At 50.2% G+C, this 24,614-nt stretch carries 23 protein-coding genes; 6 read left to right on the forward strand and 17 right to left on the reverse strand.

The annotated features are described in order from the left end of the window. The gene (gene pcaF, locus JNC77_RS03560) at nucleotides 1-1,203 is read left to right on the forward strand and encodes a 3-oxoadipyl-CoA thiolase (RefSeq protein WP_374829489.1); all 1,203 of its coding nucleotides are present in this window, start codon (nucleotides 1-3) and stop codon (nucleotides 1,201-1,203) included. A 74-nt stretch (nucleotides 1,204-1,277) separates the two neighbouring features. Here pcaF and JNC77_RS03565 read toward each other — a convergent pair whose 3' ends face one another. The 11 genes from JNC77_RS03565 to pcaD form a co-directional block, all read right to left on the reverse strand. Next, a complete protein-coding gene (locus JNC77_RS03565) occupies nucleotides 1,278-2,480 on the reverse strand; it encodes an MFS transporter (protein ID WP_374829491.1) in 1,203 nt (400 codons plus the stop codon). Between the two features lie 195 nt (nucleotides 2,481-2,675). Beyond that, the gene (locus JNC77_RS03570; RefSeq protein ID WP_374829493.1) at nucleotides 2,676-3,392 is read right to left on the reverse strand and encodes an ABC transporter ATP-binding protein; all 717 of its coding nucleotides are present in this window, start codon (nucleotides 3,390-3,392) and stop codon (nucleotides 2,676-2,678) included. After that, complete coding sequence (locus tag JNC77_RS03575; protein ID WP_374829495.1) at nucleotides 3,389-4,138, reverse strand: ABC transporter ATP-binding protein; 750 nt, start codon at nucleotides 4,136-4,138, stop codon at nucleotides 3,389-3,391. Before JNC77_RS03575 ends, JNC77_RS03570 begins: the two co-directional genes overlap by 4 nt. Then, nucleotides 4,138-5,124 (reverse strand): branched-chain amino acid ABC transporter permease, encoded by a 987-nt coding sequence (locus tag JNC77_RS03580; protein ID WP_374829497.1) that lies wholly within the window; start codon nucleotides 5,122-5,124, stop codon nucleotides 4,138-4,140. The genes JNC77_RS03575 and JNC77_RS03580 overlap by 1 nt, the downstream gene beginning before the upstream one ends. Beyond that, on the reverse strand, nucleotides 5,121-5,990 hold the full coding sequence (locus JNC77_RS03585) for a branched-chain amino acid ABC transporter permease (protein WP_374829499.1): 870 nt from the start codon (nucleotides 5,988-5,990) through the stop codon (nucleotides 5,121-5,123). The genes JNC77_RS03580 and JNC77_RS03585 overlap by 4 nt, the downstream gene beginning before the upstream one ends. A gap of 153 nt (nucleotides 5,991-6,143) precedes the next feature. Then, complete coding sequence (locus JNC77_RS03590; protein WP_374829501.1) at nucleotides 6,144-7,316, reverse strand: ABC transporter substrate-binding protein; 1,173 nt, start codon at nucleotides 7,314-7,316, stop codon at nucleotides 6,144-6,146. A gap of 168 nt (nucleotides 7,317-7,484) precedes the next feature. Continuing rightward, a complete protein-coding gene (locus tag JNC77_RS03595; RefSeq protein ID WP_374829503.1) occupies nucleotides 7,485-8,534 on the reverse strand; it encodes a 3-carboxy-cis,cis-muconate cycloisomerase in 1,050 nt (349 codons plus the stop codon). A gap of 3 nt (nucleotides 8,535-8,537) precedes the next feature. Next, nucleotides 8,538-9,155 carry a protocatechuate 3,4-dioxygenase subunit alpha gene (pcaG, locus tag JNC77_RS03600; RefSeq protein ID WP_374829505.1) on the reverse strand — a complete coding sequence of 206 codons (618 nt, stop codon included), beginning with the start codon at nucleotides 9,153-9,155 and terminating at the stop codon, nucleotides 8,538-8,540. A 1-nt stretch (nucleotide 9,156) separates the two neighbouring features. Next, nucleotides 9,157-9,888 carry a protocatechuate 3,4-dioxygenase subunit beta gene (gene pcaH / locus JNC77_RS03605; protein ID WP_374830479.1) on the reverse strand — a complete coding sequence of 244 codons (732 nt, stop codon included), beginning with the start codon at nucleotides 9,886-9,888 and terminating at the stop codon, nucleotides 9,157-9,159. A 5-nt stretch (nucleotides 9,889-9,893) separates the two neighbouring features. After that, complete coding sequence (pcaC, locus tag JNC77_RS03610; protein WP_374829507.1) at nucleotides 9,894-10,304, reverse strand: 4-carboxymuconolactone decarboxylase; 411 nt, start codon at nucleotides 10,302-10,304, stop codon at nucleotides 9,894-9,896. A gap of 15 nt (nucleotides 10,305-10,319) precedes the next feature. Next, the gene (gene pcaD / locus JNC77_RS03615; protein ID WP_374829509.1) at nucleotides 10,320-11,117 is read right to left on the reverse strand and encodes a 3-oxoadipate enol-lactonase; all 798 of its coding nucleotides are present in this window, start codon (nucleotides 11,115-11,117) and stop codon (nucleotides 10,320-10,322) included. A gap of 93 nt (nucleotides 11,118-11,210) precedes the next feature. On the opposite strand from pcaD, the gene pcaQ reads away from it, so the two are divergent. After that, nucleotides 11,211-12,125, forward strand: coding sequence for a pca operon transcription factor PcaQ (gene pcaQ, locus JNC77_RS03620; RefSeq protein ID WP_374830481.1), 915 nt, complete (start codon nucleotides 11,211-11,213; stop codon nucleotides 12,123-12,125). 19 nt (nucleotides 12,126-12,144) lie between these two features. Here the strand turns inward: pcaQ and JNC77_RS03625 are convergent, their stop codons facing one another. The 6 genes from JNC77_RS03625 to JNC77_RS03650 form a co-directional block, all read right to left on the reverse strand. Continuing rightward, nucleotides 12,145-13,086, reverse strand: a complete 942-nt coding sequence (locus tag JNC77_RS03625) for a carbohydrate kinase family protein (RefSeq protein ID WP_374829511.1) — start codon at nucleotides 13,084-13,086, stop codon at nucleotides 12,145-12,147. After that, nucleotides 13,083-14,129 (reverse strand): ABC transporter ATP-binding protein, encoded by a 1,047-nt coding sequence (locus JNC77_RS03630; RefSeq protein WP_374829513.1) that lies wholly within the window; start codon nucleotides 14,127-14,129, stop codon nucleotides 13,083-13,085. The genes JNC77_RS03625 and JNC77_RS03630 overlap by 4 nt, the downstream gene beginning before the upstream one ends. After that, entirely contained in the window at nucleotides 14,129-15,643 is a 1,515-nt protein-coding gene (gene argH, locus JNC77_RS03635) for an argininosuccinate lyase (RefSeq protein ID WP_374829515.1), read from the reverse strand. The genes JNC77_RS03630 and argH overlap by 1 nt, the downstream gene beginning before the upstream one ends. A gap of 3 nt (nucleotides 15,644-15,646) precedes the next feature. Beyond that, entirely contained in the window at nucleotides 15,647-16,498 is an 852-nt protein-coding gene (locus JNC77_RS03640) for a carbohydrate ABC transporter permease (protein WP_374829517.1), read from the reverse strand. Beyond that, nucleotides 16,495-17,418 carry a carbohydrate ABC transporter permease gene (locus JNC77_RS03645; RefSeq protein ID WP_374829519.1) on the reverse strand — a complete coding sequence of 308 codons (924 nt, stop codon included), beginning with the start codon at nucleotides 17,416-17,418 and terminating at the stop codon, nucleotides 16,495-16,497. The genes JNC77_RS03640 and JNC77_RS03645 overlap by 4 nt, the downstream gene beginning before the upstream one ends. 231 nt (nucleotides 17,419-17,649) lie before the next feature. Beyond that, entirely contained in the window at nucleotides 17,650-18,897 is a 1,248-nt protein-coding gene (locus JNC77_RS03650; protein WP_374829521.1) for a sugar ABC transporter substrate-binding protein, read from the reverse strand. Nucleotides 18,898-19,225: 328 nt separating this feature from the next. Between JNC77_RS03650 and JNC77_RS03655 the strand changes: the two genes are divergently transcribed. The 4 genes from JNC77_RS03655 (at nucleotide 19,226) to JNC77_RS03670 (ending at nucleotide 24,496) form a co-directional block, all read left to right on the forward strand. Then, nucleotides 19,226-20,443 (forward strand): ROK family protein, encoded by a 1,218-nt coding sequence (locus JNC77_RS03655; protein WP_374829523.1) that lies wholly within the window; start codon nucleotides 19,226-19,228, stop codon nucleotides 20,441-20,443. 24 nt (nucleotides 20,444-20,467) lie between these two features. Beyond that, the gene (locus JNC77_RS03660) at nucleotides 20,468-22,879 is read left to right on the forward strand and encodes a PIG-L family deacetylase (RefSeq protein ID WP_374829525.1); all 2,412 of its coding nucleotides are present in this window, start codon (nucleotides 20,468-20,470) and stop codon (nucleotides 22,877-22,879) included. Next, entirely contained in the window at nucleotides 22,863-23,786 is a 924-nt protein-coding gene (locus tag JNC77_RS03665) for a DMT family transporter (protein ID WP_374829527.1), read from the forward strand. Before JNC77_RS03660 ends, JNC77_RS03665 begins: the two co-directional genes overlap by 17 nt. Nucleotides 23,787-24,049: 263 nt before the next feature. Further along, complete coding sequence (locus tag JNC77_RS03670; RefSeq protein WP_374829529.1) at nucleotides 24,050-24,496, forward strand: pseudoazurin; 447 nt, start codon at nucleotides 24,050-24,052, stop codon at nucleotides 24,494-24,496. The last annotated feature ends 118 nt before the right edge of the window (nucleotides 24,497-24,614 follow it).

Raw genomic sequence — 24,614 nt, forward strand, 5'->3', positions numbered from 1 at the left:
ATGAGTGAAGCTTATATTTGCGATTATATCCGCACACCAATTGGCCGTTATGGTGGTGCTTTGTCTTCTGTACGCGCGGATGATTTAGGGGCTGTTCCACTGCGTGCGCTGATGGCACGCAATCCCAATGTGGATTGGGAAGCTATTGATGATGTGATTTACGGTTCTGCCAATCAGGCGGGTGAAGATAATCGTAATGTGGCGCGCATGTCTTTGTTGCTAGCCGGTTTGCCGGTTAATATTTCCGGAACCACCATCAATCGTCTTTGCGGATCCGGCATGGATGCGGTGATTTATGCAGCCCGTGCTATCCGTGCCGGAGAAGCGGAATTGATGATTGCAGGTGGCGTGGAAAGCATGAGCCGAGCGCCTTTTGTGATGCCGAAGGCCGAGAGTGCTTTTTCGCGTAAAGCCGAGATTTATGACACCACCATTGGCTGGCGCTTCATCAACCCATTGATGAAAAAGCAATATGGCGTCGATTCTATGCCGGAAACCGGTGAGAATGTTGCGGCTGATTACAGTATTTCGCGTACCGATCAGGATGTTTTTGCACTGCGCAGCCAGCAAAAGGCCAAGGCAGCACAAGATAATGGCCGCTTGGCACAAGAAATCACGCCAGTTTCTATTCCGCAGCGTAAAGGTGATCCGGTTGTGGTGGAGGTGGATGAGCATCCGCGCCAAACGACCATGGAAGCACTGGCCAAACTTGGCACACCTTTCCGCGAGGGGGGCAGTGTAACCGCCGGCAATGCATCCGGCGTCAATGATGGCGCCGCCGCGCTGATTATCGCTTCTGAAGAAGCGGTCAATAAATATGGGCTGACACCTATTGCCCGCATTATGGGTGGCGCTTCTGCCGGTGTTAGCCCTCGCATTATGGGCGTGGGGCCTGTGCCTGCCAGCCAAAAACTTTGTGCACGTCTTGGCCTCAAACCGCACCAGTTTGACGTGGTGGAGCTCAATGAAGCATTCGCGTCACAAGGTTTGGCCGTCTTGCGCGAGCTGGGCTTGGCGGATGATGCGGCTGAAGTAAATCCGAATGGTGGCGCGATTGCACTTGGTCATCCGCTTGGTATGTCGGGTGCGCGTATCACCGGTACGGCTGCATTGGAACTGCATTTGACTGGCAAAAAATATGCACTTGCTACTATGTGTGTGGGTGTTGGGCAGGGTATCGCGGTTGCATTGGAACGCGAATAAGTTGCGCTAAAATTAAACGTACAAAAGCGCAAGGTTTCATCAAAACCTTGCGCTTTTTTGTTTGTGTCTGCGTGTCAGGCGATGGCCTGACGCACTTTCTTTTTGTTGTGAGCCTGAATCATCAAAGGAATGATGATGACGGTGACAATCGGGAACACCATCCAGTTAATCGCTTCCCAGCCGGATGCTGAAAGTAATGTGCCGGAGGAGAAAGAAGCAACGGCGACAGTGCCGAAAATTAGGAAGTCATTGGCACCCTGCACACGGCCGCGTTCTTCTGGCGTATGGCATTCGGTAACAAGTGCGGTGGCACCAATAAAGCTTAAATTCCAGCCGACACCAAGCAGCACGAGCGATGACCAGAAATTGCCAAGTTCAAGACCGGCCAGTGCGACAGCACTGGAAGCGGCAATCAGCAACAAGCCAACAGCGGTGACGGTTTCTTTGCCGAAGCGGGCAATCAGGCTGCCGGTGAAAAAGCTTGGGCCAAACATCGCAAGCACGTGCCATTGGATGCCCATGGCAGCTTCACCAACGGTAAAGCCGCAGCCGACCATCGCAATAGGCGAGGCGGTCATGACAAAGCTCATCAGAGCATAGGAAACCATGCCGGCGGCAACCGCAAGAACGAAGCGCGGGCTTTTGATGATTTCGCTTAATGGGCGTCCTTGTCTTACATCCGTTTTGGCAGGTTTTTTCTCGCGCGGCACTTTGAGCATCATGATGACAGGAATCGCAAGCGCTGCCAAAGCGGCCTGGCTTAAGAAGCTTCCGGCAAATGGTGCGGTAATAAAGGCATCACGCGTCCATATCACAAGTTGCGGCCCGATCACCGCCGCCGCAAGCCCGCCGATCATCACATAAGAGATGGCCTTTGCTTTAAATTCGCCGGTGGCAGCATCAGCCGCAGCAAAGCGATAACTCTGAACATAAGAGCCGTAAAAACCGGCCACAAATGTACCGAGACAAAAAATCAGGAAGCTTTGGCTGACAATACCAAAAGTGGCAATCAGACCGGAAATCAATCCGATAGTTGCACCAAATAAATAGCCGGTACGGCGGCCATAATAGCGCATAGAAATGGCGGCTGGAATTGTACCGGCAGCAAGGCCTAAATTGAACAGGCTGACCGGAAGTGTCACAAGGGTTGGATCAGGGGTAAGCATTTGTCCGACAATGCCGCCCAGTGAAATGATAATTGGCGGAGCGGCTGCACCTAAAGCCTGAGCGGCGGTGAGCACCATAACATTGCGGCGCGCGAGCGCTTGATCGGACATTGTAGAACCCTGTTTCTCATCCTCACTGAAATATCCTTTGGACATTCAGATCAGGATTAGCTTACTAAATACTGTGCATAGAATGGAAAAATATTCCTTTATGAGTATTTTTTAAATAGCAGGATTTCAGGAAGATTTATATCCTTATTATAAATTTTAACTCTTTTTGCATGAGCAGAATTGAGGGAGACGGGTTTAATGCAGCCCGCCGACACCCAATAAATGTTCAACTGTTTCTTTATCCGCTGATAATTGCGCAGAACTGCCTGACCATGCAATTTGGCCACGTTCCAGAATAACGACCCGATCAGCAAAATCGAGAGCACTTTGAATGCGCTGCTCTACCAGCAGTAAAGTCATTTTTCCTGATTGCGCCAGTGAGGAAAAGGCGGCCATCAGCTCTTCGCAGATAACCGGTGCCAAACCTTCCAATGGCTCATCAAGCAACAACAAAGTCGGGTTGCCTAAAATAGAGCGCGCAGTGGAGAGCATTTGCTGCTCGCCACCAGATAATTGTGAGCCCAAATTCTTGCGCCGTTCTTTAAGGCGCGGAAACATATCATAGGCTTCTTCAATTGCTATTTGCGGGCGCTTTTTTAAACCCACAAACAGGTTTTCTTCAACGGTTAGTGTCGGGAAAATATCACGTGTCTGCGGTACATAGCCAAGCCCTGCCAGTGCGCGGGCGGCAGGTGCCAATGTGGTGATGTTTTTATCACCTAATAAAATCTCGCCACTATAGCGTTTGGTTTGTCCGGCAATGGAAGCGAAAAGACTGGTTTTACCCACACCATTGCGTCCTAAAATGGCCAACCGCGCACCCGGTTCGACTTTGAGAGAGATATTTTCAATGACGCGGGTCGGGCCATAGCCGCTGCTTAAATTACGGATTTCCAGTGATGCAGCACTCATTGCGCATAACTCCCTAAATAAGCGGCACGCACTTGCGCATCCTGCACGACATCTTCCGGCAGGCCGTCAAAAATAACAGCACCTGCGGCCAGCACGATCACCCGTTTGGCAAAGCGGAAAACCAGCTCCATGTCATGTTCAATCATGATCACGGCAAGGTCGGACGGCAGTTCATCCAGTGCCTGTTCGATGCGGGCGGTTTCACTTTGCGGCACACCGGCAGCAGGTTCATCCAGCAGGAGAACTTTTGGGCGCAGCGCCAATGCCAGTGCAATTTCCAGCAATCTCTGCTGACCATAGGCAATTTCACTGACCCTCAATTGTGCCAGTTCCGAGAGGCCAAGAATATGGAGGATTTCGTGCGTTTCATCCATGACAGCAGCCATGTGACGGTAATTGCCGAAAATGCGCGATGTTTTGCCATCGCGCTGCAAGATTGCCAGTGCGACATGTTCCTCCGGTGTCATTTCATAGAAAAGCCGTGTCACCTGAAAAGATCGCACCAAACCACGCTTCACTCGCTGCATCGCACTTAAATGAGTGATGTCTTTGTCATTCAACGAGACATAACCGGAGGAGGGTACCAGATTACCGGTGACAAGATTAACAAAGGTGGTTTTACCGGCACCATTAGGCCCGATCAGTGCTACGCGCTCACCTTTGGCAATCGAGATGGATACATCATTGGTGACAGCCAATCCGCCAAAGTTTTTACGTAAATTGCTGACTTCAAAGATCGTGCTCATCAGCTTCGACCTTTCCTGTTGGAAATAAACTGCACGGCTGTGCCGTAAAGGCCGCGGGGTGCAAAGAGAACAACAGCGATGAGCAATGCGCCAACCATGGTGAGCCAATGGAATGGATTGGCGGCAGAGACCACATCTTCAAACCACATGAAGGAGATGGTGCCGATCAATGCGCCATAAAGCGAACCGGTGCCGCCCAAAACCAGCATGACCAGACTTTCGGCCGACATGGTGAATGAGAGGCTGTCGAGACCGACCACTTGCGTGGAAATCGCGTTTAACGAGCCGCCGATACCAGCGACAAAACCGGAGATCACATACATCTGCAACTGGGCTTGTTGGACTGAAGCCCCCATGGAAGATATGCGAATTTCATCTTCTTTTATGCCACGGCACAACATGCCAAATGGCGAACGCACGATTAATTTCAGCAGTGCAAAGACAATGACCAAAAGCACGATGGCATAAACATAAACCGTGCGCCCCCAGAGATCGAATTCGAATATGCCAAGCAATGGTGACGGCATGATACCACTCAAACCATCACTGCCACCTGTCCAGCTGGAGAGTTTATTAGCCGCTTCATGGAAGAGGTGTACCACTGCAATGGACAAGACCAATTGTGCAAGCCCATGGGCACGCAGGATGATGAAACCGGAAAAAAATCCTGCAATCGCGCCGCCAGTCGCACCTATCAGTGTCATCAAGATCGGGTCATGGATGCCGAAATGGGCAGAGGCAATGCCAGCACTATAGGCACCGGCACCAAAAAGCGCGGCATGGCCAAGCGTGGCAATGCCGCAATAGCCGGTGACAAGATCAAGTGACAGTACCAAAAGGGCAATCGCTACAATGCGGGTGAGCAATGCCAGATTGTCGGGAAACAGAAAGTAAGCGACAATGCTGCATAAAATGATGATGCCAAGGCCGATCAAGCCGACGAGCCGTGGTCGACGTGGTATTGAGGTCGCAGAGAATGTGTTCATTTGTTTTTCAATCTCCCTGCCAGCCCGCGCGGGAATAATGTGACGATGATAATAACCGCCAGATAGAAGAAGAATTCACCATATTCAGGGGCGAGATAGCGCGCTGTGGTGTCGATGCCGCCAAGTAGCAGACAGGCAATCAATGCACCCGGAATGGAGCCTGGGCCACCCACAGAAACAACTACCAGAAATGTCACCATATAACGCAGGGCATAATATGGTTCCAATGGCAGCATTTCTGCTCCCACGACGCCGCCAAAAGCGGCCAATGCGATGGCGAGTGCAAAGCTGACTGCATAGATAATCTCTGTACGCACGCCCAAAGCTGCAGCCATATTGGCATTGTCGACGGCTGCACGTAATTTGATACCGAAGCTGGTGCGCTCAATCAAATACCAGAGACCGCCGGCAACAATCAGCCCGCAAAGGATCGCAAAAAGCCGGTGCTTGGCGATTGAACGAAAACCCAGATCAACCGAGCCGCGCAAGGTTTCGGCAATCGGTACGGTTTTAAGAGTGGGGCCAAAAATATAATTGGTAAGCCCGATGATGCAAAAAGTGATGCCGATGGTCATCAGCACTTGGGTGAGTTCCGGTGCGCCATAAATACGCCGATAAAGCAATTTTTCCAATGGAATTGCAATAATGACAGTGCAGACAACAGCCAGTAAAATCGCAAGGCTGTAATGAAGGCCGAGTGCTTGGGTGGCATAAGAAGCGAAATAACCACCGATCATCGCAAAGGCACCATGGGCAAGATTGACAACGCGCATCAGACCCATTGTTACAGACAGGCCGATGGAGATGACAAAAAGCACCATGCCGTATGCGAGGGCATCGACAGCTATGCTGAGCACGGTTTGCATCAGTATTTTCCTGAAGAGTTCACTAAAATTATTTCACTATTGTGCATACGCGGCAACCGGAAACAAGCTTGTGCAACATCTCTAAACGGGGGCAAAGGAAGCCTGCGGCCTGAAATCTTTAAAGGCCGCATGCCAGCTCATTTACGGTTAAAATTACTGGGGATCCAGCCCCGGATCTCCCTGAGCTTCGAAGGTCTGGATTTCCTTATTATAGAAACTGCCGTCATCGGCTTTTGCCACTTCGCGTAAATATATATTTTGCGTCATATGGCGGGTTTCAGGATCGATGGAAACAGGCCCGCGTGGACTTATCCATTCCATGCCTTTGACAGCTTCAACTGCCTTTGCTGCATCCTGTTTGCCGCCGGTAGCTTCAATCATTTTGTAGATGACGTGCATGCCGTCATAAGCGCCGACTGAAGGGAAGGAGAGTTCTTCAGGATTACCGATGGCTTTCTTGGCGTCTTCAACAAATTTCTTGTTTTCGGCTGAATCATGCGACAGCGCATAATGGAAGGTGGTCAGCACGCCCAGTGCGGTTTCACCAAGTGCCGGGAGATCGGATTCCTGCGTTAGGTCACCGGGTGCAAAAAGCTGGACACCAGAGGATTTCAAACCATTGTCAACATAGGCTTTCATGAAGCCAAGTGTGGTTGGTCCGGCAGGCAGAAAAGCAAATACGCCTTCAGCGCCGGAATCTTTCACACGCTGCATGATCGGGCTGAAATCATTGGTGTTGAGCGGCATGCGGATGGTTTCAACCACATCGCCGCCGATTTTGGTAAAGCCAGCTTTGAAAGCGTTTTCAGCATCAATGCCTGGGCCATAATCGCTGACAACGGTGATGACTTTTTTCACATCTTTATCGAGTGCCACCTGCGCGATCGGCAGAGATGTCTGCCATGTGGTGAAGGATGTGCGCACCACATAAGGGCTCTTGGTAACGATGGATGACGTGGCCGCATTCATAACCACCATCGGTACATTTGCCTGTTGCAAAATCGGGGTGACTGCCATCGCATCAGGGGTAAAAAAGAAACCGCCAAGATACTGTACTTTTTCTTTAACGATGAGTTCTTGTGCCAGTGATTTCGACTGTGCCGGATCAGCCTGTGGTACGTCACGATAGATTACTTCAATCGTATCGTCGCCGATTTTATTACCGTGTTCGGCAATATAAGCATCAATACCAGCCTTAAAATTTTTACCTTGTAAGGCAAAGGGCCCCGACATCGGGCCGATGATACCGACCTTAATAACGTCGGCATAAGCGGCACTTGCGGTGAGCGCAAAAACAGCCAGAGCGGTAAGTGTCAGTTTTTTCATGTTTTCCTCCCGAGAAAACCGATGCATATAATCCGGAAAATGTTGGAACAAGTGAACGGATACAGCAACGTCATAAATGAATTCTCCAGCCTAGTTTGACTGTGAAACTGGTAATGTAAAATGAATTAATCGCGGGAAACGATAACCTTTAGGTTATGTATACCGCGATCAGAGATCCTTTCCAAGCGATTGAATCTGATCTGTGAGGCGGATACCGATATTAAGAGCTGCCGCAAGGCTCGCGCAGATTTGCGGTAGTACCATCCATTCAAGGCTCCAAGCTGCGCCGGAGCGTTCCTGTTCATGCACCATCGATTGCTGGATGGCTGAAATTTGCACCGCATTAAAGCGCGCCAGCGACACCAGAATTTCTGCATTCACCGGATTTTGTTTATGCGGCATGGCGGATGATGCCCCGCCACCCGACAAAGCAATCTCTTCAACACTTTGTGCCATCATGGCAATATCTTGCCCAAATTTACCCAGACTACCACTTAAAGTAACAAAGGCATGAGCTATATCGGCGATGATATCACGAGTGCTTTGCCATTGCGGCAGGTCAACAAGCTCCAAAAGAAGACTTAGTCTTTCCCGCAAAGCTGCTGCCTGATCGCCAAAGCCCTGCAATGTGCCAACCGCTCCGCCCAGTTGCAGCGGAAAACGTAAATGATCGAGACGGTATTGAGCGCGTTTTAAGGGTTCTATCCAGCTTACCATCCGGTCATGGACAGTGACAGGCAGCGCTGCCTGCATTCGCGTATAGGCACTAAGCCCCCGTTTACCATGGGCTTTATCCAGCGCATCAAATTGTTGCAGCAATTGTGCCAGTTTTTGTTGTGCAATTTGTGTGAAGGTTTTAAGCCGCAGCATCAGGCTTGTATCAATCACATCCTGACTGGTGGCACCAAAATGCACATAATGGGCATATGTTTCACCAACATGGGCGCGCAATTGTTTGACCAGCTCCGGTATCACCACGCCGTCACGCGCTGTTGCTTGGTTGAGCTTTGCCATATCAGCCCGAAAGCTTGATGCAGTTTCAGCAATTGCCAAAGCGGCCGCTTCAGGGATCAAGCCCAATTCAGCTTGTGCTTTTGCCAGCGCTACCTCAAACCGGATCATCTCCTGCACATCAAAGGCAGCTGAAAACAGCTTGTCCACAGCCTCATCTTTGAAAAGGCCGGAGAGAAACGGATGCTCAAAAACACAGATGCTCATGCGTTAAATATCGAAAAAGACGGTCTCTTTTTCGCCCTGAATATGAATGTCGAAGTGATAATTGTTACCGTCACGCTTACCGATCAATGTATCAACGCGTGATCTATGTTCAATGCGGGCAAGCACCGGATCCTGTGCATTGGCTTCTTCTTCATCAGAGAAATACATACGGGTGTGCAGCCCCATATTAATACCGCGTGCCACAATCCATAAAGTGACATGAGGTGCCATCATACGCCCGTCTTTAAACGCCACTTTGCCGGGCTTGATGGTTTCAAAAGTAAATTCGCCTGTGTCCATATCGGCGGGGCAACGCCCCCAGCCTTTGAAGTTTTCATCCGTTTTGCCGGCAGTTTCCATCGGGCTATTATAAAGCCCTTGCTCATCGGCTTGCCAGATTTCGATCAAAGCGTCTTTCATGACAGCGCCCATACCGTCAAAAACACGGCCTGTGATGGTAATGCGTTCGCCGCGGGTCTTGTCATTCACAAGTGATCCGGAACCGAGATCATCTTTGAAAATCCCGTGAATGCCGACAAAATTCGGTGTCAGACCGATATGTACGTAAGGCCCAGCTGTTTGCGAGGCTGTTTCTTTTAAATAACCGAGTGGCTGAACCATGTTAGTTTCCTTCCATGCGGTTTTCAAACATGGTCGACCGGCGACCACGCAAGGTAATATCAAACTTATAGGCACGCATATCCATCGGTATGGTCGCATTCATATCGAGTGCGGCAATCAGCTGTTCGATGGCTTTTTTATCAGGAATCGTGGTGACGATCGGGCAGCGCCAGATCATCGGATCGCCTTCAAAATACATCTGCGTAATCAGACGCTGCGAGAAGCCGGAACCAAAGATCGAAAAATGGATATGTGCTGGTCGCCAGTCATTCACGCCATTTGGCCACGGATAGGCACCGGGTTGAATGGTTTTGAACCAGTAATAACCGTTTTCATCGGTGATGGTGCGGCCAACGCCACCAAAATTCGGGTCAATCGCTGCCAGATAGCTGTCTTTTTTGTGGCGGTAGCGTCCGCCCGCATTGGCTTGCCAAAATTCGACCAAAGCACCGGCAACGGGATGGTTGTTTTCGTCCAGCACACGGCCATGCACTAAAATACGCGGACCGATCGCCATTTCACCTGGGCGGGCATAATTGAGGATCAGGTCATTATCCAGTTCATTGAGCATATTATGGCCAAAGACTGGGCCGGTAATTTCACTCTTTGTGCCTTCTAAGGACAGGAGTGCGCGGGTTGGCGAACGCAAGACTGATGTTTTATATTGGGGCGTATAGGCTGGCGCATGAATTGAATGATCGCGCCCGTAAAAAGCCCCGTTGTCCGGTTTCATATTTTTCACGATTGTTCCCCTCCCGCTTCTTCCATTCCCCGATAGGTTGTTTTCGCAATTTTAAAAGCGTGGTTTGATGCCGGAACGCCTGCATAGATAGCGACATGCATCAAGGCTTCACAAACATCTTGTTTTGTGGCGCCCGTATTGACGGTTGCACGAATATGCATGGCCAGTTCTTCATCCTGACCGAGCGCTGCCAGCAAAGCAATTGTGACAATCGAGCGCTCACGTTTGGTCAAGCCTTCGCTTGCCCAGACTGTGCCCCATGCCGATTCCGTAATCAGTTGCTGAAACTGACGATCCATATCGTTGATTAATGCCGAAGCACGATCAACATGGTCATCACCAAGCACTGATCTGCGCACTTGCATCCCAAGCTCATAGCGCGAAGACGACGCGGAATTCTCGGCCATGGGTTATTCTCCGTTTCAGATATTTTTTATGAATTTCGAGATGGTGTCGGCAAAAACCTGCGGCTGTTGCACACAAGGAATGTGTCCGCATTGGTCAAGCATGATGAATTCAGCTGCCGGAATGAGATCAGCCATTTCCTGCACAAGTGTGGGTGGGGTGGCGCCATCCTGATCACCGGCAATGCATAAGGTCGGCACTGAAATCAACTGAGCTTCTGCGGTGTAATCTGCATGTGCCAAGGCTTCACAGGTGGCGGTGTATCCATCAACCGGCTGGCGGGTGAACATATTGCAATAGGTGGCAAAGGCAGCATTATCGTCGGTTCGGAAAGTCGGGGTGAACCAGCGTTCCATTGTCGGCGCCAATACGCTGCTCAAACCGTTTTGGCGAATAGCATCAATGCGTGTGCGCCACATATCGGCAGTGCCGATTTTATGGGCTGTGTTGGAAAGAATGAGTGCCTCTACAAGCTCCGGCTTTTTGGCAAATACCGCTTGAGCAATCAAACCGCCAACCGAAAGACCGCATAAGATGACACGATCAAGGTTCAATGCAGTGAGCAATGCGATCAGATCGTCAGCGAGCTGGTCAATTGTATAAGGTGTGGCACCAGTATCAGAAAGACCGTGCCCACGCTTGTCGTAAGTCAGCAGCAAATATTCGCCAGCCAATGTTGTCTTCACATCATCCCAAATCCGCATATCTGTGCCGAGCGAATTGATGAATACAATTGTCGCATCGGATGCGTGATTACGCTCGGGCTTTGCGAGCGCGTAATGGGTGGTCTGATTGTTTAGACGAATAAATTGCACTGATTGTCTCCTCACGATTTTAATCTGGCGCTTTCATCTGGTTAAGTAAAATGATATTAACGCGTATATTCATAACTGGGAGGTTATGTGAATATGGTCAGCAACCGTATCAAGTTCCGTCATTTGCACACATTTGTGGAAGTCGCACGTCAGAAAAGTGTGATGAAAGCGTCGCAAATCCTGCATGTCAGTCAGCCTGCTGTCACGAAAACAATGCGTGAGCTTGAGGAAATTTTAGGTGTTCCTTTGTTGGAGCGTGACGGGCGCGGCATTAAAATTACCCGTTTTGGTGATGTCTTTTTGCGCCATGCCGGAACAGCCCTAACGGCGCTGCGGCAGGGTTTTGATTCTGTGTCGCAGGAGGTGGACGGTTCGGGCCCGCCAATTCGCATTGGCGCTTTACCGACCGTTTCCACCCGCATCATGCCGCGCGCGATGAGCTTGTTTTTGTCGGAGAAAACTGGCAGCCGCATTAAAATCGTCACCGGTGAAAATTCGGTTCTGTTGGAGCAATTGCGCGTTGGTGACTTGGATTTGGTCGTCGGACGTTTGGCGGCACCGGAAAAAATGACAGGATTTTTCTTTGAGCATTTATATTCGGAAAAAGTCTTGTTTCTGGTGCGTGCCGGACATCCACTGGCACATGAAAACACGCTGATTTTTGATCATATCGCTCAGTTTCCGGTGCTGATGCCAACGCGAAAATCAATCATTCGCCCCTTTGTTGACCGTTTGTTGATCGCCAATGGCATCGGTGCTTTGCCGATCCAGATTGAGACGGTGTCGGATGCTTTCGGTCGCGCTTTCGTACGCGAAAGTGATGCGGTCTGGATTATTTCTGAAGGGGTTGCTGCCGCGGATGTGGCGGAAGGTAAACTGGTGCCGCTTGATATTGATACGGATGAAACCAAGGGGCCGGTGGGGCTGACTATGCGCACCGATATGACGCAATCAGCCGCCTTGCAAATTCTGATCCAGACAATTCGCGAAGCGGCTGAAAATGTTTAAAAAGCTTAAAGTTTCGCCGCTAAGATAGCAGCGCCGCTTTGTTTGATTCTGGCTTTGCCGCTAAAATAGCGGCGCCGCCGGCAGCTTGCACAGCGAGGCTACCGCAGATAATGCCTTCACTGAGTGCAGCTTCAAGCCCGACACCTTGCATCCAGCTATCGATAAAGCCTGCATTAAACGCATCACCGGCACCGGTTGTATCCACAACGGTGACCGCTTCTGCTGATTTATGCAATTGCAGATCGCCAGCCTTCAGCCATGCACCATCCGCTCCGCCTTTGAGCACCACACAGGGGAAATGTTCGGCTAGCGCATTTAAGGCTGCAAACGGATCTTTATGGCCGGTGATCGCCAGTGCTTCTTCCTGGTTGGGCAAGAAAATATCTGCCCCCTTACAAGCATTCAGCAATGCCGGATCATAGATCAGCGTTTCATCCCAGCTTGGATCAAGCGAAACCGTCAGCCCTTTAGCCTTGGCGCGCGTAATCAGGTCTGGGATTTCATGCAAAGTGGCATATTCTGCAATATGCAGATGGCCAGCATCACTCCAGTTTAATGCGTCTTCAAGCGTAGCTGGCAGCGCAGTACCGGCGCGGCGTGAAAGAAAGGCTCGGTCATTATCAACGACACTTGCGACAGTGACCTGTGGGCCGGCAGTCACGCAGCGTTCCAGAAAGCGCAGATCAGCACCGGCGGCTTCCAGTTCCGGCAGAATACCGACGGATAGCGGATCAAGCCCGAGACGTGCCAGCAATGCGCAAGCTCGTCCTTTGTGGGCAAGGTGAGCGGCGGTGATAAACGCGCCGCCCCCTGCAGCAATATTCATATCTTGTGCAAATGTTTCCTTGCCGAGTTCAGGAAGTGCATCCAGACCGGTGAAAATCAAATCACAATATATGCGTCCGATGCTTAAGACAGCCGACCTTACACCTGATGAACAGGGTGATGATGCAGAACTCATAGTCGGCCTAAGCTTTTCTCGGTTTTTGCATCAAACAGATAAAGGCTGCCGCTTGGTGCATGAACAGTCACGGTGCTGTCTGCTGCCGGAATGAACTTGGCTGGTGCGGTGGCGATCACTTCTGTGCCGTGAACACTCAAATGGATGAGTGTTTCAGGGCCCAAAGGTTCAACAGCCAGCACGGTACCGGTGAGGCTGATGCCGTTAGCCGGAGCAGTTTCACCATCAGCCAGTGCAATCAGATCATGCGGACGCACACCGATGAGAATGTCACCGCTTTCAGTGAATTCAACTGCATCGCCGGAACGACGGCCTTTGATGAGGTTCATCGAAGGGCTGCCGATAAAGCGGGCGGTAAACACATCAACCGGATTTTCATAAAGCTCGGTCGGTGTGCCTGTCTGCAGGATGTTGCCGTCTTTCATCACCACAATTCGGTCAGCCATGGTCATGGCTTCCACCTGATCGTGGGTCACGTAAACGGTGGTGGTTTTCAGGCGCTGATGCAGGCGTTTGATTTCAATGCGCATTTGGGCACGCAACTGTGCGTCCAGATTGGACAAAGGTTCGTCAAACAAGAATGCCGACGGATTACGCACCATCGCACGGCCAATGGCAACACGCTGACGCTGGCCACCTGAAAGGGCAGCAGGGCGGCGATCGAGATAAGGCTCCAGACCTAAAATCTTGCCGGCTTCTTCGATGCGCTTGTTCTTTTCTTCCTTCGAGAGTTTCGAAGTATAAAGACCAAAACCGATATTCTGGCGCACAGTCATATGCGGGTAAATCGCATAGTTCTGGAAAACCATCGCAATATTACGCTGCTTCGGATCACGTTCATTGACGACTTCATCACCGATTTTCAATGTGCCGCCGGAAATGTCTTCCAGACCTGCAATCATGCGCAAGGTGGTGGACTTACCGCAGCCGGAAGGGCCGACAAAAACCACAAATTCACCATCGGCAATTTGAAGATCAATGCCGCGGACAGCTTCAACATTGCCGTAGCGCTTTACCAGTTTTTCGAGTTCGATTGTGGCCATCAGCGTGTCTCCACCAATGTTTGGAATTTTTCATTGAGCGCGCGCGCGGCATTGGCCTCGTCGGCAGATTGTTTGGCAGTTTGAGCCGCAAATGCTTGGGCTGTTGCTTTATAATGGGCAAGAGCTTCCATCATTGGCTTGTCGGCCGGGCCGCCGGTACGATCACGGATGCGCACAAAATATTCAGGCGAAACCAGCTCTTCAAACTTGGAACGGTCAAAAGAAGGCTCCTTGCCGGTTGCATGCTTGAATGCTTCCAGAAACGGTTCATAACCGTCTTGGGCCAGTCCGCCGCCTTTCGCAACAACAGCTTTTGCAACTGTTGCCGCAATTTCATGCGCCTGACGGAAGGAGAGGTCTTCGATACGCACCAGTGAATCTGCAAGCTCTGTAATGGTGATGCAGGAGCGGCGGATATTGTCTTGAACACGAGCTGGATCAATGCGCACAGCTTCGATGAAAGCTGCCAGCAAATCCAACACGCGGCTGGCGGTTGCAAAGGCTTCATAACCCATTTGTTGGGTTTCGCCTTCACTGTCATTCATATCGGTAAATGGTGTGTTGTGAATGACATCCAGTACGGTGCGGGCACGACCCATCGTCTGGCTGGACAAATGGCGCATATGTTCAATCGGTACCGGATTACGCTTCTGCGGCATGATGGAAGAAATTTGCACGAAAGCGTTTGGCACATACATTTGGCCAACTTCAAAACTTGTCCAGAACTGGAAGTCCTGAATAAGGCGGCCAAGATGGATGAACATCAACTCGATGGAAGAATAGGTTGAGGTGATGTAGTCGGAAGCTGCAATGCAGCTGTAGGAATTGCGCAAAGGCGCCGCAAAGCCCAAGAGTTCCGCAACACGCTCACGGTTGATCGGAAAGCCGGATGTGGTGATCGCCGCTGCGCCCATTGGCGACAGATTGACGATTTTGCGTGCCTCTGCAAAGCGCTCGATATCACGGATGAGCACTTCAATAGCGGCAGAGAGATAATGACCGAAAGTGGAAGGCTGTGCCGGCTGACCGTGGGTATAAGCCACAATCAGAGTTGCTTTTTCACGGGTCGCTGCACGGATCATCGCTTCCAGCAGGTTCTGTGCTTTGGCCATCAGGGCGTCAATACGCTCTTTCAGGCCAAGTTTGAACAGAGTGTGGTCGATATCGTTGCGCGAACGTGCCGTATGTAGACGACCGGCAATATCGGCACCAAGACGGCTTTTTAGCTCTTTCTCAATCAGGAAGAAGAAATCTTCCACTTCACCGGTGTAAACAAGCTGAGACGGATCAACATCACGGTCGATAGCTTCCAATGCACCGGCAATGGCCGAAGCCTGAGTGCGATCCAGAATGCCGGTTTCCACCAGCATCACCAGATGGGCGCGGTCGATACGGCGGAAACCGTCGACATGGTGGGTTTTAGCGCCATCAAAGAGCGGTTTCAGAACCGTTTCTTTATAGGTCGGATCAGGAAAGACGCTTTTGTCGTTCAAGCGTGGATCTAGGTCTGACATGATTTATCCTTTCAGTCCGGCAAGCATCACACCGCGCACGATGTAGCGTTGCAGCACGAGGAAGACCAACAGGGTCGGCAGCGTCGCAATCGCAGCACCTGTCATGATCATTTCCCATTGGATGGATTGTTCAACCGCAAAGCTCGAAAGACCAACCGGCAAGGTGTAAAGTTCTTTGCTGGTGGTGACGATCAGCGGCCAGAAGAAGGCTGTCCAGTTACCGAGGAAGGTAAAGATGGCGAGTGCCGAGAGCGCAGGGGTGACAAGCGGCATGGCCACTTTCCACCAGATCTGGAACTCGTTGAGACCATCGACGCGTGCAGCCTCCAGGAAGTCATCCGGCACACCTTCAAAGAACTGTTTCATCAGGAAGGTTCCGAAAGCAGTCATCAGGCCCGGGAACATAATGCCCCAATAACTATCGAGCCAGCCGAGCTTTGATGACATGACATACCAAGGAATAACCAACATTTCTGTCGGGATCATCAGTGTCGACAGAATGGCGATGAAGATGAAGTTACGGCCGCGGAACTTGAACTTCGCCAATGTGTAACCGACGAGACTGTCAAAAAACACGTTGGAAAGCGTGACGACGACTGCGACAAACATCGAGTTGAAAAACCAGCGCAGGAAACGACCGTCCGCCAGAATGGTGACATAGTTCTGGAACGATGGTGCGGCAGGGATCAGACGCAAATCATAAACCTGACTGGCTGTTTTCAGCGATGTTGAAAACATGAAGGCCAGCGGAATAACCATGATTACGCCGCCGATGAACAATAATGTCCATGTCAGCACACGGCCTGGCTTGACGTTTTTGTAATTGATTGAGGGGGATTGAACAGTGGTACTCATTTCTTTTCCCTCAAAATCCAGAGCTGTAAGAGCGATACGAAAAGCAGGATGGTGAACAGGACAACTGTCTGTGCTGCGGCATAACCCATCGCATAAGATGAGAAGGCCGTTTGATAAATCATCAGCACCAATGGTTTGGTCGAGCCAAGCGGGCCGCCCGGATCATTGGTGGTCATGTTGTAGACCTGATCGAAGATACGTAAGAATCCGATTGAGGAGAAAACAACCAGAAATACGGTTGTCGGCTTCAGGAGCGGAATGGTGATTTTGCGTAAAATGGCCCATTCACCCAGACCGTCAATGCGGGCTGCTTCGTAGAATGTGTTCGGAATAGCGCGCAGACCGGCCATGAAGATGATGATCTGGAAGCCGAGGCCAGCCCAGATCGATGTCACCATGATGGATGGCAATGCCTGTTCAACCGAACGGATGAAACCTTGCTGCGGAATACCAACCAGCGCCAGCGCATTATTGATGACGCCGATGGGGGCAGGCTGGTAGAACCAGCGCCAAACCCATGCCATTGCGGCAGCGGTGGTCAGATATGGCAGGAAATAAAGGCCACGGATCAGGCCATGCATAAAGCGGACGCGATCTAAGTAAAACGCAATCGTAAAGGCCAGAATGAGGCTGATAGGGGTACCGATCAGCAAATAGCTGAATGTGTTTTTAAACACTTTCCAGAATTGCGGATCAGAAAAAAGCTTGGTGTAGTTGGCGAAACCGATGAATTTTGGCGGCTTCATCAAATTCCAGTCCGTCAATGAAAGCCAGAAAGCCTCAATTGTCGGATAAAACCGGATAACCGAATAAAACAGGATGGGGAGGGCAAGGAAGCTCCAAACCCAGATCAACCGTCTTACGCGCATGGGGAAGCGGTTCCAAAAAGTGTCATCCGGTCGGGCTGTTGTCACAGTCATGGCTCACAATACCTTTTGGTATGGTTCGGGATAAGCGTAATATTTTACTAGAGCGTTTTGCATTTAATCTGATCCATTGCACTCGCTCTGCCTCATTGTTTTTAACGCATGTCACTATCCCAAAACCGGTGTCCACTTTTGGGAGACATGCTTTAAAAGCAGACGCAAATTTATGAATTAAAATGTAGCGTGGACTTCAATATTGAAGTCCACGCTTTCTATTTTGCAGTCTTATTGTGCGTCGTCGATTACAGTCTGCTCAGCTTTTGCAGCCTGAGCGAGTGAATCTTTGGTCGGCTGCTTTTCAAGTGCCACGCGGTTGACCATGTCAATTGCGGTCTGGCGCTGGGCTGCTTCATCCACAAACATGGTGGTGTGAGCATAGTCCAGACCTTTGAGGAACGGACCATAGATCGGGTCTGCCAGATTTTTCTCGGTCTGAGCCGCAGAACGGCGTGCAGGCAATTCGCCGACTTCCTCCAGCCAGATTTCCATCGCTTCCGGTGAGGAAATATAGTTGAGGAATTTTTCAGCGGCGACCAGCTTTTCACCCGTCACACCGGAACCGATACCATTGGCAAAATAGCTGGCATAGTTTGAACGAACACCTTCAGCATTAGCCGGAAGTTCGGTTACACCCCATTCAAAGCCTTCGATGGTGCGAAATGAACCCAGACGGAAAGTACCGTCAATCGTCATTGCAGCCATACCGGCACGGAATGCAGCTTGACCTTCATCCATGAATTTCTGTTCACTGACCTTATGTTCAAGCTGCAGGTCAGTGTAGAATTTCAGAGCCTTGTCACCGGCTTCGGTGTCATAAGCCACTTTGCGGTCATTGTCGGTGTAAGGCACGCCGCCAAATTGACGAACCAGCACTTCACGCCACCAATGGTGATCCTGACCAGCCATATCCATGGTCACGCCAACAGTGGTGAGGTTGCCCGCACCATCACGCTTGGTGGTTTTCTTTGCCGCTTCAACAAATTCTTCCAGCGTCTGTGGTGGATTGTTTGGATCAAGACCGGCTTCTTCAAACAATTTCTTGTTGTAGAATACGGCCAATGAACGAACCGCAGTCGGCAGACCATAATATTCATCGCCGCGCTTCATAGCATCGGTGATGGAGAAGAAATCTGCTTCGATTTTATCGTGCGGAAATGTTTCTTTTGACAGCGGTTGCAGAATGTCGCCAGCTACGAATTTGTCGAGCCAGCCATAGAAAAGCTGCATGACATCAGGGGTCTTGCCGGCCATTTTGGCAGCGATAACTCGCGTCTGATAATCATCATAAGGGAATGTGGTCTGTTTGACTTTGATATCTGGATTGGCTTTTTCAAAATTTGCGATCAGCTTGTCCATAGCTTTAACGCGGGTTTCGAAAATATACTGCCAATATTCAATTTCAACAGCCTGAGCTGCATTAAAAGCCATCGTGCTGAAACCAGCAACCAAGCTCGCAAACATAAGTTTACGCATATTAGAACCTCCCTAAGCGCCGCCTCGCTTTTTTTTGATTGCGAAGAGGATGCTGAACCAATTGCCCGGAACCTTCATTCCAGTGTTGTAAATGAACGGACTTCAACTGTCGCAACTTGAACAATATACTATTCCGTCACTTATTTCTTCCGCAGAACATTTGTTCGCATGCTTGCGTTAATGTGCTACAGAAAACACCAAAGTGTTAGTCCTTACGGTTCCCTATAAAACATGGTTTTGTCAATAAGATAATTTACTTGAATTAATCTATTGCTGTGTTTGAGGTATTTGCGCTATCACTTTTTCAGGGGATAGCAGGGTGAATAGAATGGTTTTCCAGCTCGATAATGATCAACAAACAACCCATCAGATCACTCTGGGTAAAAATCCGGAGAGGATTCGCGATCATAATCGTCGCGTGGTTTTAGATGTCGTCCGCCAGCATGGCTCATTGGGGCGTATGCATATTGCGCGCCTTACCCATCTGACCGCACAAGCTATCGCCAATATTGTTGACGAACTGGTCAGTGAAAACCTGTTGATGCAGACGGGGCGTTTGCGCGCCGGACGTGGACAGCCACCCAAGCAATTTGCGGTTAATCCTGATGGTGCGATGACGATCGGGATTGAAATGGCTTCCGATCATATGGTGACAACAGTGCTTGATCTTGCCGGTCAGCCACGCTTGCGCCGTATCATCCCGGTGAAAGACACCAGCCCCGCAGAGCTTTCCAAGCAGTTTGCAAGTGAAATTGCTGAAATAAAACAAAGTTTTACTGCGCCTTTGCTGGGCGTTGGTGCTGTGATGCCGGGGCCTTTTGATGTGGAAGGCATGACTTCCGTGGGGCCCACAACTTTGCCCGGTTGGGCAGAAATTGATGCGTCCGCTTTTTTAAGTGAAGCCTGTGGCGAGACAGTTATCATTGAAAATGATGCGTCCGCTGCGGCCGTGGGCGAGCGTTTATTTGGTGCCGGACATGGTATTTCAAGCTTTGCGATGATTTATTTCGGTGCCGGTATCGGCCTTGGCATGATTGTGGACGGCATGCCGTTTCGCGGTGCTTTCGGCAATGCGGGCGAAATCGGTCATGTGGTTGTTTCGCCTTTGGGGCGCTCATGTGCCTGCGGGCAGCAGGGCTGTCTTGAGCGCTATGCGTCGCATTATTCGCTCTGTGAAGCGCTGCATCAGGCAGGCATTGAAAACACTGAATTTGATGATCTGGTCGAGCTCTATGAAAAGAAAAATCCGGTTCTTATGCACTGGATTCATGAGGCCGCCGCCCATTTGGCACCGATGATTGCAATGATCGAAAATATTCTGGATCCGCAGACCGTCATTTTAAGCGGTATGCTGCCGGATTCGATTTTGCAGGAACTGGTGACGCAAATGGGAGTGCTGCCGATTTCGGTGGCAAGCCGTCAGAAACGGGTGATGCCGCGGGTGATTCTCGGGGCAACTGGTCAGTACACAGCAGCTTTGGGCGCTGCTGCTTTGCCGCTATTCGAGGTTATGACGCCGAAGCTTGATACGGCGACTGATCTTTAAAAACTAAATATCTGGAGGACTACTATGCTTGACGCGCGTCAGAAAATTGAAAAGCAGATGGCTGCACCAGCATTAGTGCGTCTGCATCGCAGCCTAAGCCGTTTGCAATCAACCGTTACCATGATGAATACCGGCGCGCATCCCGATGATGAGCAAAGCGGAATGCTGGCATATTTGCGTTTTGCATTGGGCATGCGGGTAATTATCGGTTGTTCCACCCGCGGCGAGGGCGGACAGAATGTGCTGGGGCCTGAGCGCAGCGGTGCTTTGGGTGCGGTGCGCAGCCGTGAACTGGAAGAAGCCGCACGTGCCATTGACAGTGACGTGACATGGCTTGGTCATGGCCCGCAAGACAGGATCCATGATTTCGGCTTTTCCAAAGATGGCGACGGCACTTTTATGCATTGGGGCGAAGACCGCACCATTGAGCGCCTTGTCCGTGCTTATCGCACCGATCGTCCGGATATTGTGATCCCGACCTTTCTTGATGTTCCGGGGCAGCATGGCCATCACCGCGCGATGACACGCGCGGCTGAAAAAGCGATTCATTTGGCTGCCGACCCTAAAGCCTATCCGGAGCATTTTGATGAAGGTCTGAGCGTTTGGCAGGTAGGCAAATATTATCTGCCTGCATGGACTGGTGGCAGCAATGGCTATTATGATGATGAAGTGCCGCCGCCAACAGCTACTGTCACGATACGCGCTGAGGGGCGCGATGTTGCAACCGGCGCCGATTATGATCGTATCGGTGAATGGTCACGTTATTACCATGCCAGCCAAGGCATGGGCTATTGGCCGGAAAATCCAAAGCAAGAATGGCCGCTGTACCTGTTGCTGAATAGCGTTAAAACACGCAGCGAAACATCGGTGCTGGATGGTTTACCTGCCAATTTGGAACAATTGGCGTCATTCTCCGGACTGTCAGCAAAAACTGTCAGCAGTTTGCGTGATGCGCAGGATGCACTTGATCATGCGATTTCGGCCTTTCCTGATCGCGGTGCGATTATGGCGTGTTTGGTTGAAGCAGCAAAAGCCATTGAAACCGCGCGCGAACATGCTTCAGCTGAATTTTTAAAACTGCATGGTCATCGCTTGACCAGAAAACTGACGCAAATTCATCATGCGCTTTTTGAAGCCGCAGATCTGTTTGAAAATGCGGCTTTAACTTCACGTACCTTAACGCCGGGGCAGGCAACCGAGTTGAAGGTCAGCCTCAGTGATGAGCATCGCCGCTATAAAGTGCGCGTTGATGCGGTTTTCCCTGATCGTGTTGAAGTTATTGCGACCGGACAAAATGGCAGATATTTCAATTTTGATGTGATTGCCGAAACTGAAGCTGCATTTTCACCTGTTTTTGAGCCGAATTGGACATCGCTGCAAGGCAATGGTCAGGCGCATATTGTATTGAGTGCGGATTTCTCTGGTTATCAGGCTAATGCGCAATTTGATCTCGAAGAGCCTTTTGCTGTCCTTCCTGCAAGTTCGCTGACCCTTGATCCGCCAGCCTTTATTTTGGCCATACAAGATAAGACAACTGAAAATTTGACGACGCGTATGACCATCAATGGTGCACAAGCACCAGTGCGGTTCAGTGCGCCGGCAGGTTGGAACGTGAGCCAAGAAGGCGAACAAGTGACACTGGCGCGGCCTGAAAAGACCGAGCAAGGCTTGTTGCGTTTTACGCCGCAAATTGATGGACGTGATGCTTTTAAAGTGGATCGTATCAGTTATCCGCATATTGGTGCGGTGAGCTATCGCGAGCCGGAATTGTTGCAGGTGTTGGCGCTTGATCTGACGCTGCCGAAGAGGGCCAAAATCGGCTATGTCGGTGGCGGTGCGGATCGTGTGGGTCTGTGGCTTTCACGCATGGGACTTGATGTCACCATGCTGAATGAGAAGCATTTTGCAGGTGATCTGTCGCAATTCACCACGATTGTCGTTGGTATTTTTACCTTTGGTTTGCGCAAAGACTTGGCGGCAGCCACTGCTAAACTCCATGATTTTGTGCATAAAGGCGGCCATTTGGTTACTTTGTATCATCGTCCATCAGATGGCTGGGTGCCGGAAACAACGCCGCCGCTGCGTCTGAATATCGGCACACCTTCTTTACGCTGGCGTGTGACCGATCCGGCCTCAGATGTGACGATCTTGCAGCCGGAGCATAAATTGCTCAAAGGTCCAAACCATATTGACATGAATGATTTTGACGGTTGGGACAAAGAGCGCGGACTTTATTTCATCTCCGGATGGGATGATGCCTATGTACCGCTTTTATCCATGCACGATGCCAATGAGCAGCCATTGTTTGGCGCATTGCTGAGTGCGGAAATTGGTCAGGGGCGCCATACGCATACAAGTCTTGTTTTGCATCATCAGCTCGACAAACTGGTGCCGGGCGCTTTCCGATTGGTGGCCAATCTTGTTCAACCGGCCTGAGACGGCAACCGATAACTCACGCGTGAAAAACGCAACATCGGGCAAAAACTCGACCGGAGAGGCCATTATTTGGTCTCTGGCGGATATGCTGCTGGTTGCCGGTGCTATGTCGGCACTGGTGAAGGCGCAAGGTGTCGCTTATCCGGCCTTTCAGCTGGTTTTCATCCGTGCGCTGATCGGGTTGATCTTCATTCTGCCGCTCATTTGGCGTGAGCGGCAACAGATGCTGCATATTCGCCATCCGTGGCGTAATCTCACCCGCATTGTTTGCAATGCGATTGCATTAACGAGCCAGTTTTTTGCCTATGCGCTGATGCCGCTGGTGGTGGTCAATGCTTTAAGTTTTTCCAGACCGCTCGTCACTATGCTGATGGCTGTGGTGATGTTGTCAGAAAAAGTGAGCCGTATTCAATGGATCGGCGCCGGTATCGCCTTTGGCGGTGTGCTGATCATGCTCAATCCAAGCGGAGGTTTCGTCTGGAGCGTCGGCTTGGCGGCGATTGCCATCAATGTGGTGTTTGGATCGCTGGCTACCATTCAGACGCGTCAGCTTCGTGAAGAAAGTACTACGGTGATGATGGTGTTTTATACGGTTGGCTTGGTGGTACTGACCGCCATTCCGGCGATCATGACTTGGCAGCCGGTGAAGGCAATGGATTGGATACCGCTGATTGGCATCGGATTGCTGGCGCAAGCCGGGCAATATTGTTTCTTGCGCGCTTATCGTTTGGCAGATGCCAGTGTGTTGGCACCGATCAGTTATCTTTCAATCGTGGTGATGGCGATTACCGGTTATGTATTTTTTGGTGATGTGCCGGAACTGAAAATAATTATTGGTTCTGCCATTGTGCTCTGCTCATTACAATTGACCTCAGTTTTGGAGCGTCGAGCTAAGAAAAAAAATTAAGATCATATTACAAGCAGTCACGATTTTGTTATAAGAATATAATCCTTTTGCTGCAAAGCCGGGCTTTTTTAGATCAAAAATACTTCAATTTTTATGTATATTGATCAAGTTTTTGCAGAATTTATTGACTTTCTTAAACTATTTACCTACTTGACCAAGAGATGGGCCATGCATCGAACCTCCCCCGGATTGCATGGTTGAAACCATTTTTGTCAAATGAAGCTAAGTAAGTTTCTTACTAGTTCCGAGTTTGGAGCAGAAAATTGAAAATTTCTACATTGTTCGCTACAGCTGCGATTGCTTTCGCAGCAACCACCGCATCTGCACTGGCTGCAGATTTTGAAGTTAAGATGCTCAATAAAGGTGAAGGCGGCGATATGGTTTTTGAACCAGCGCTCACCAAAATTGCTGTTGGCGACACAGTTACTTTTGTGCCTTCTGACCCTTCACACAATGCTGAAAGCATGAAGGACATGATGCCAGAAGGTGGCACCACCTTTAAGGGCAAGATCAACAAGGAAGTAAAAGTTACTTTTGATAAAGAAGGTGTTTACGGCGTTAAGTGCCTGCCACACTTTGCAATGGGCATGGTCGCTCTCGTTGTTGTTGGCGATGACCTGAGCAATCTTGATACAGCTCCAAATGCGAAAATGCCTCCTAAGGCAAAAGAGCGTATGCTGCCATTGCTTGAACAGGCTGCAGCCAAGTAATTTTCACAGTGTTGTAGTGAAAATGCCGGAAGATGATAGTCTTCCGGCATTTTTTTTGAAGCAAATTTCAATTTTTATTATAAATTTCTGATCTATTTTGTTTTTCATAGTGCTTATA

Source organism: Paenochrobactrum pullorum (assembly GCF_041929845.1).
Lineage (GTDB): Bacteria > Pseudomonadota > Alphaproteobacteria > Rhizobiales > Rhizobiaceae > Paenochrobactrum > Paenochrobactrum pullorum.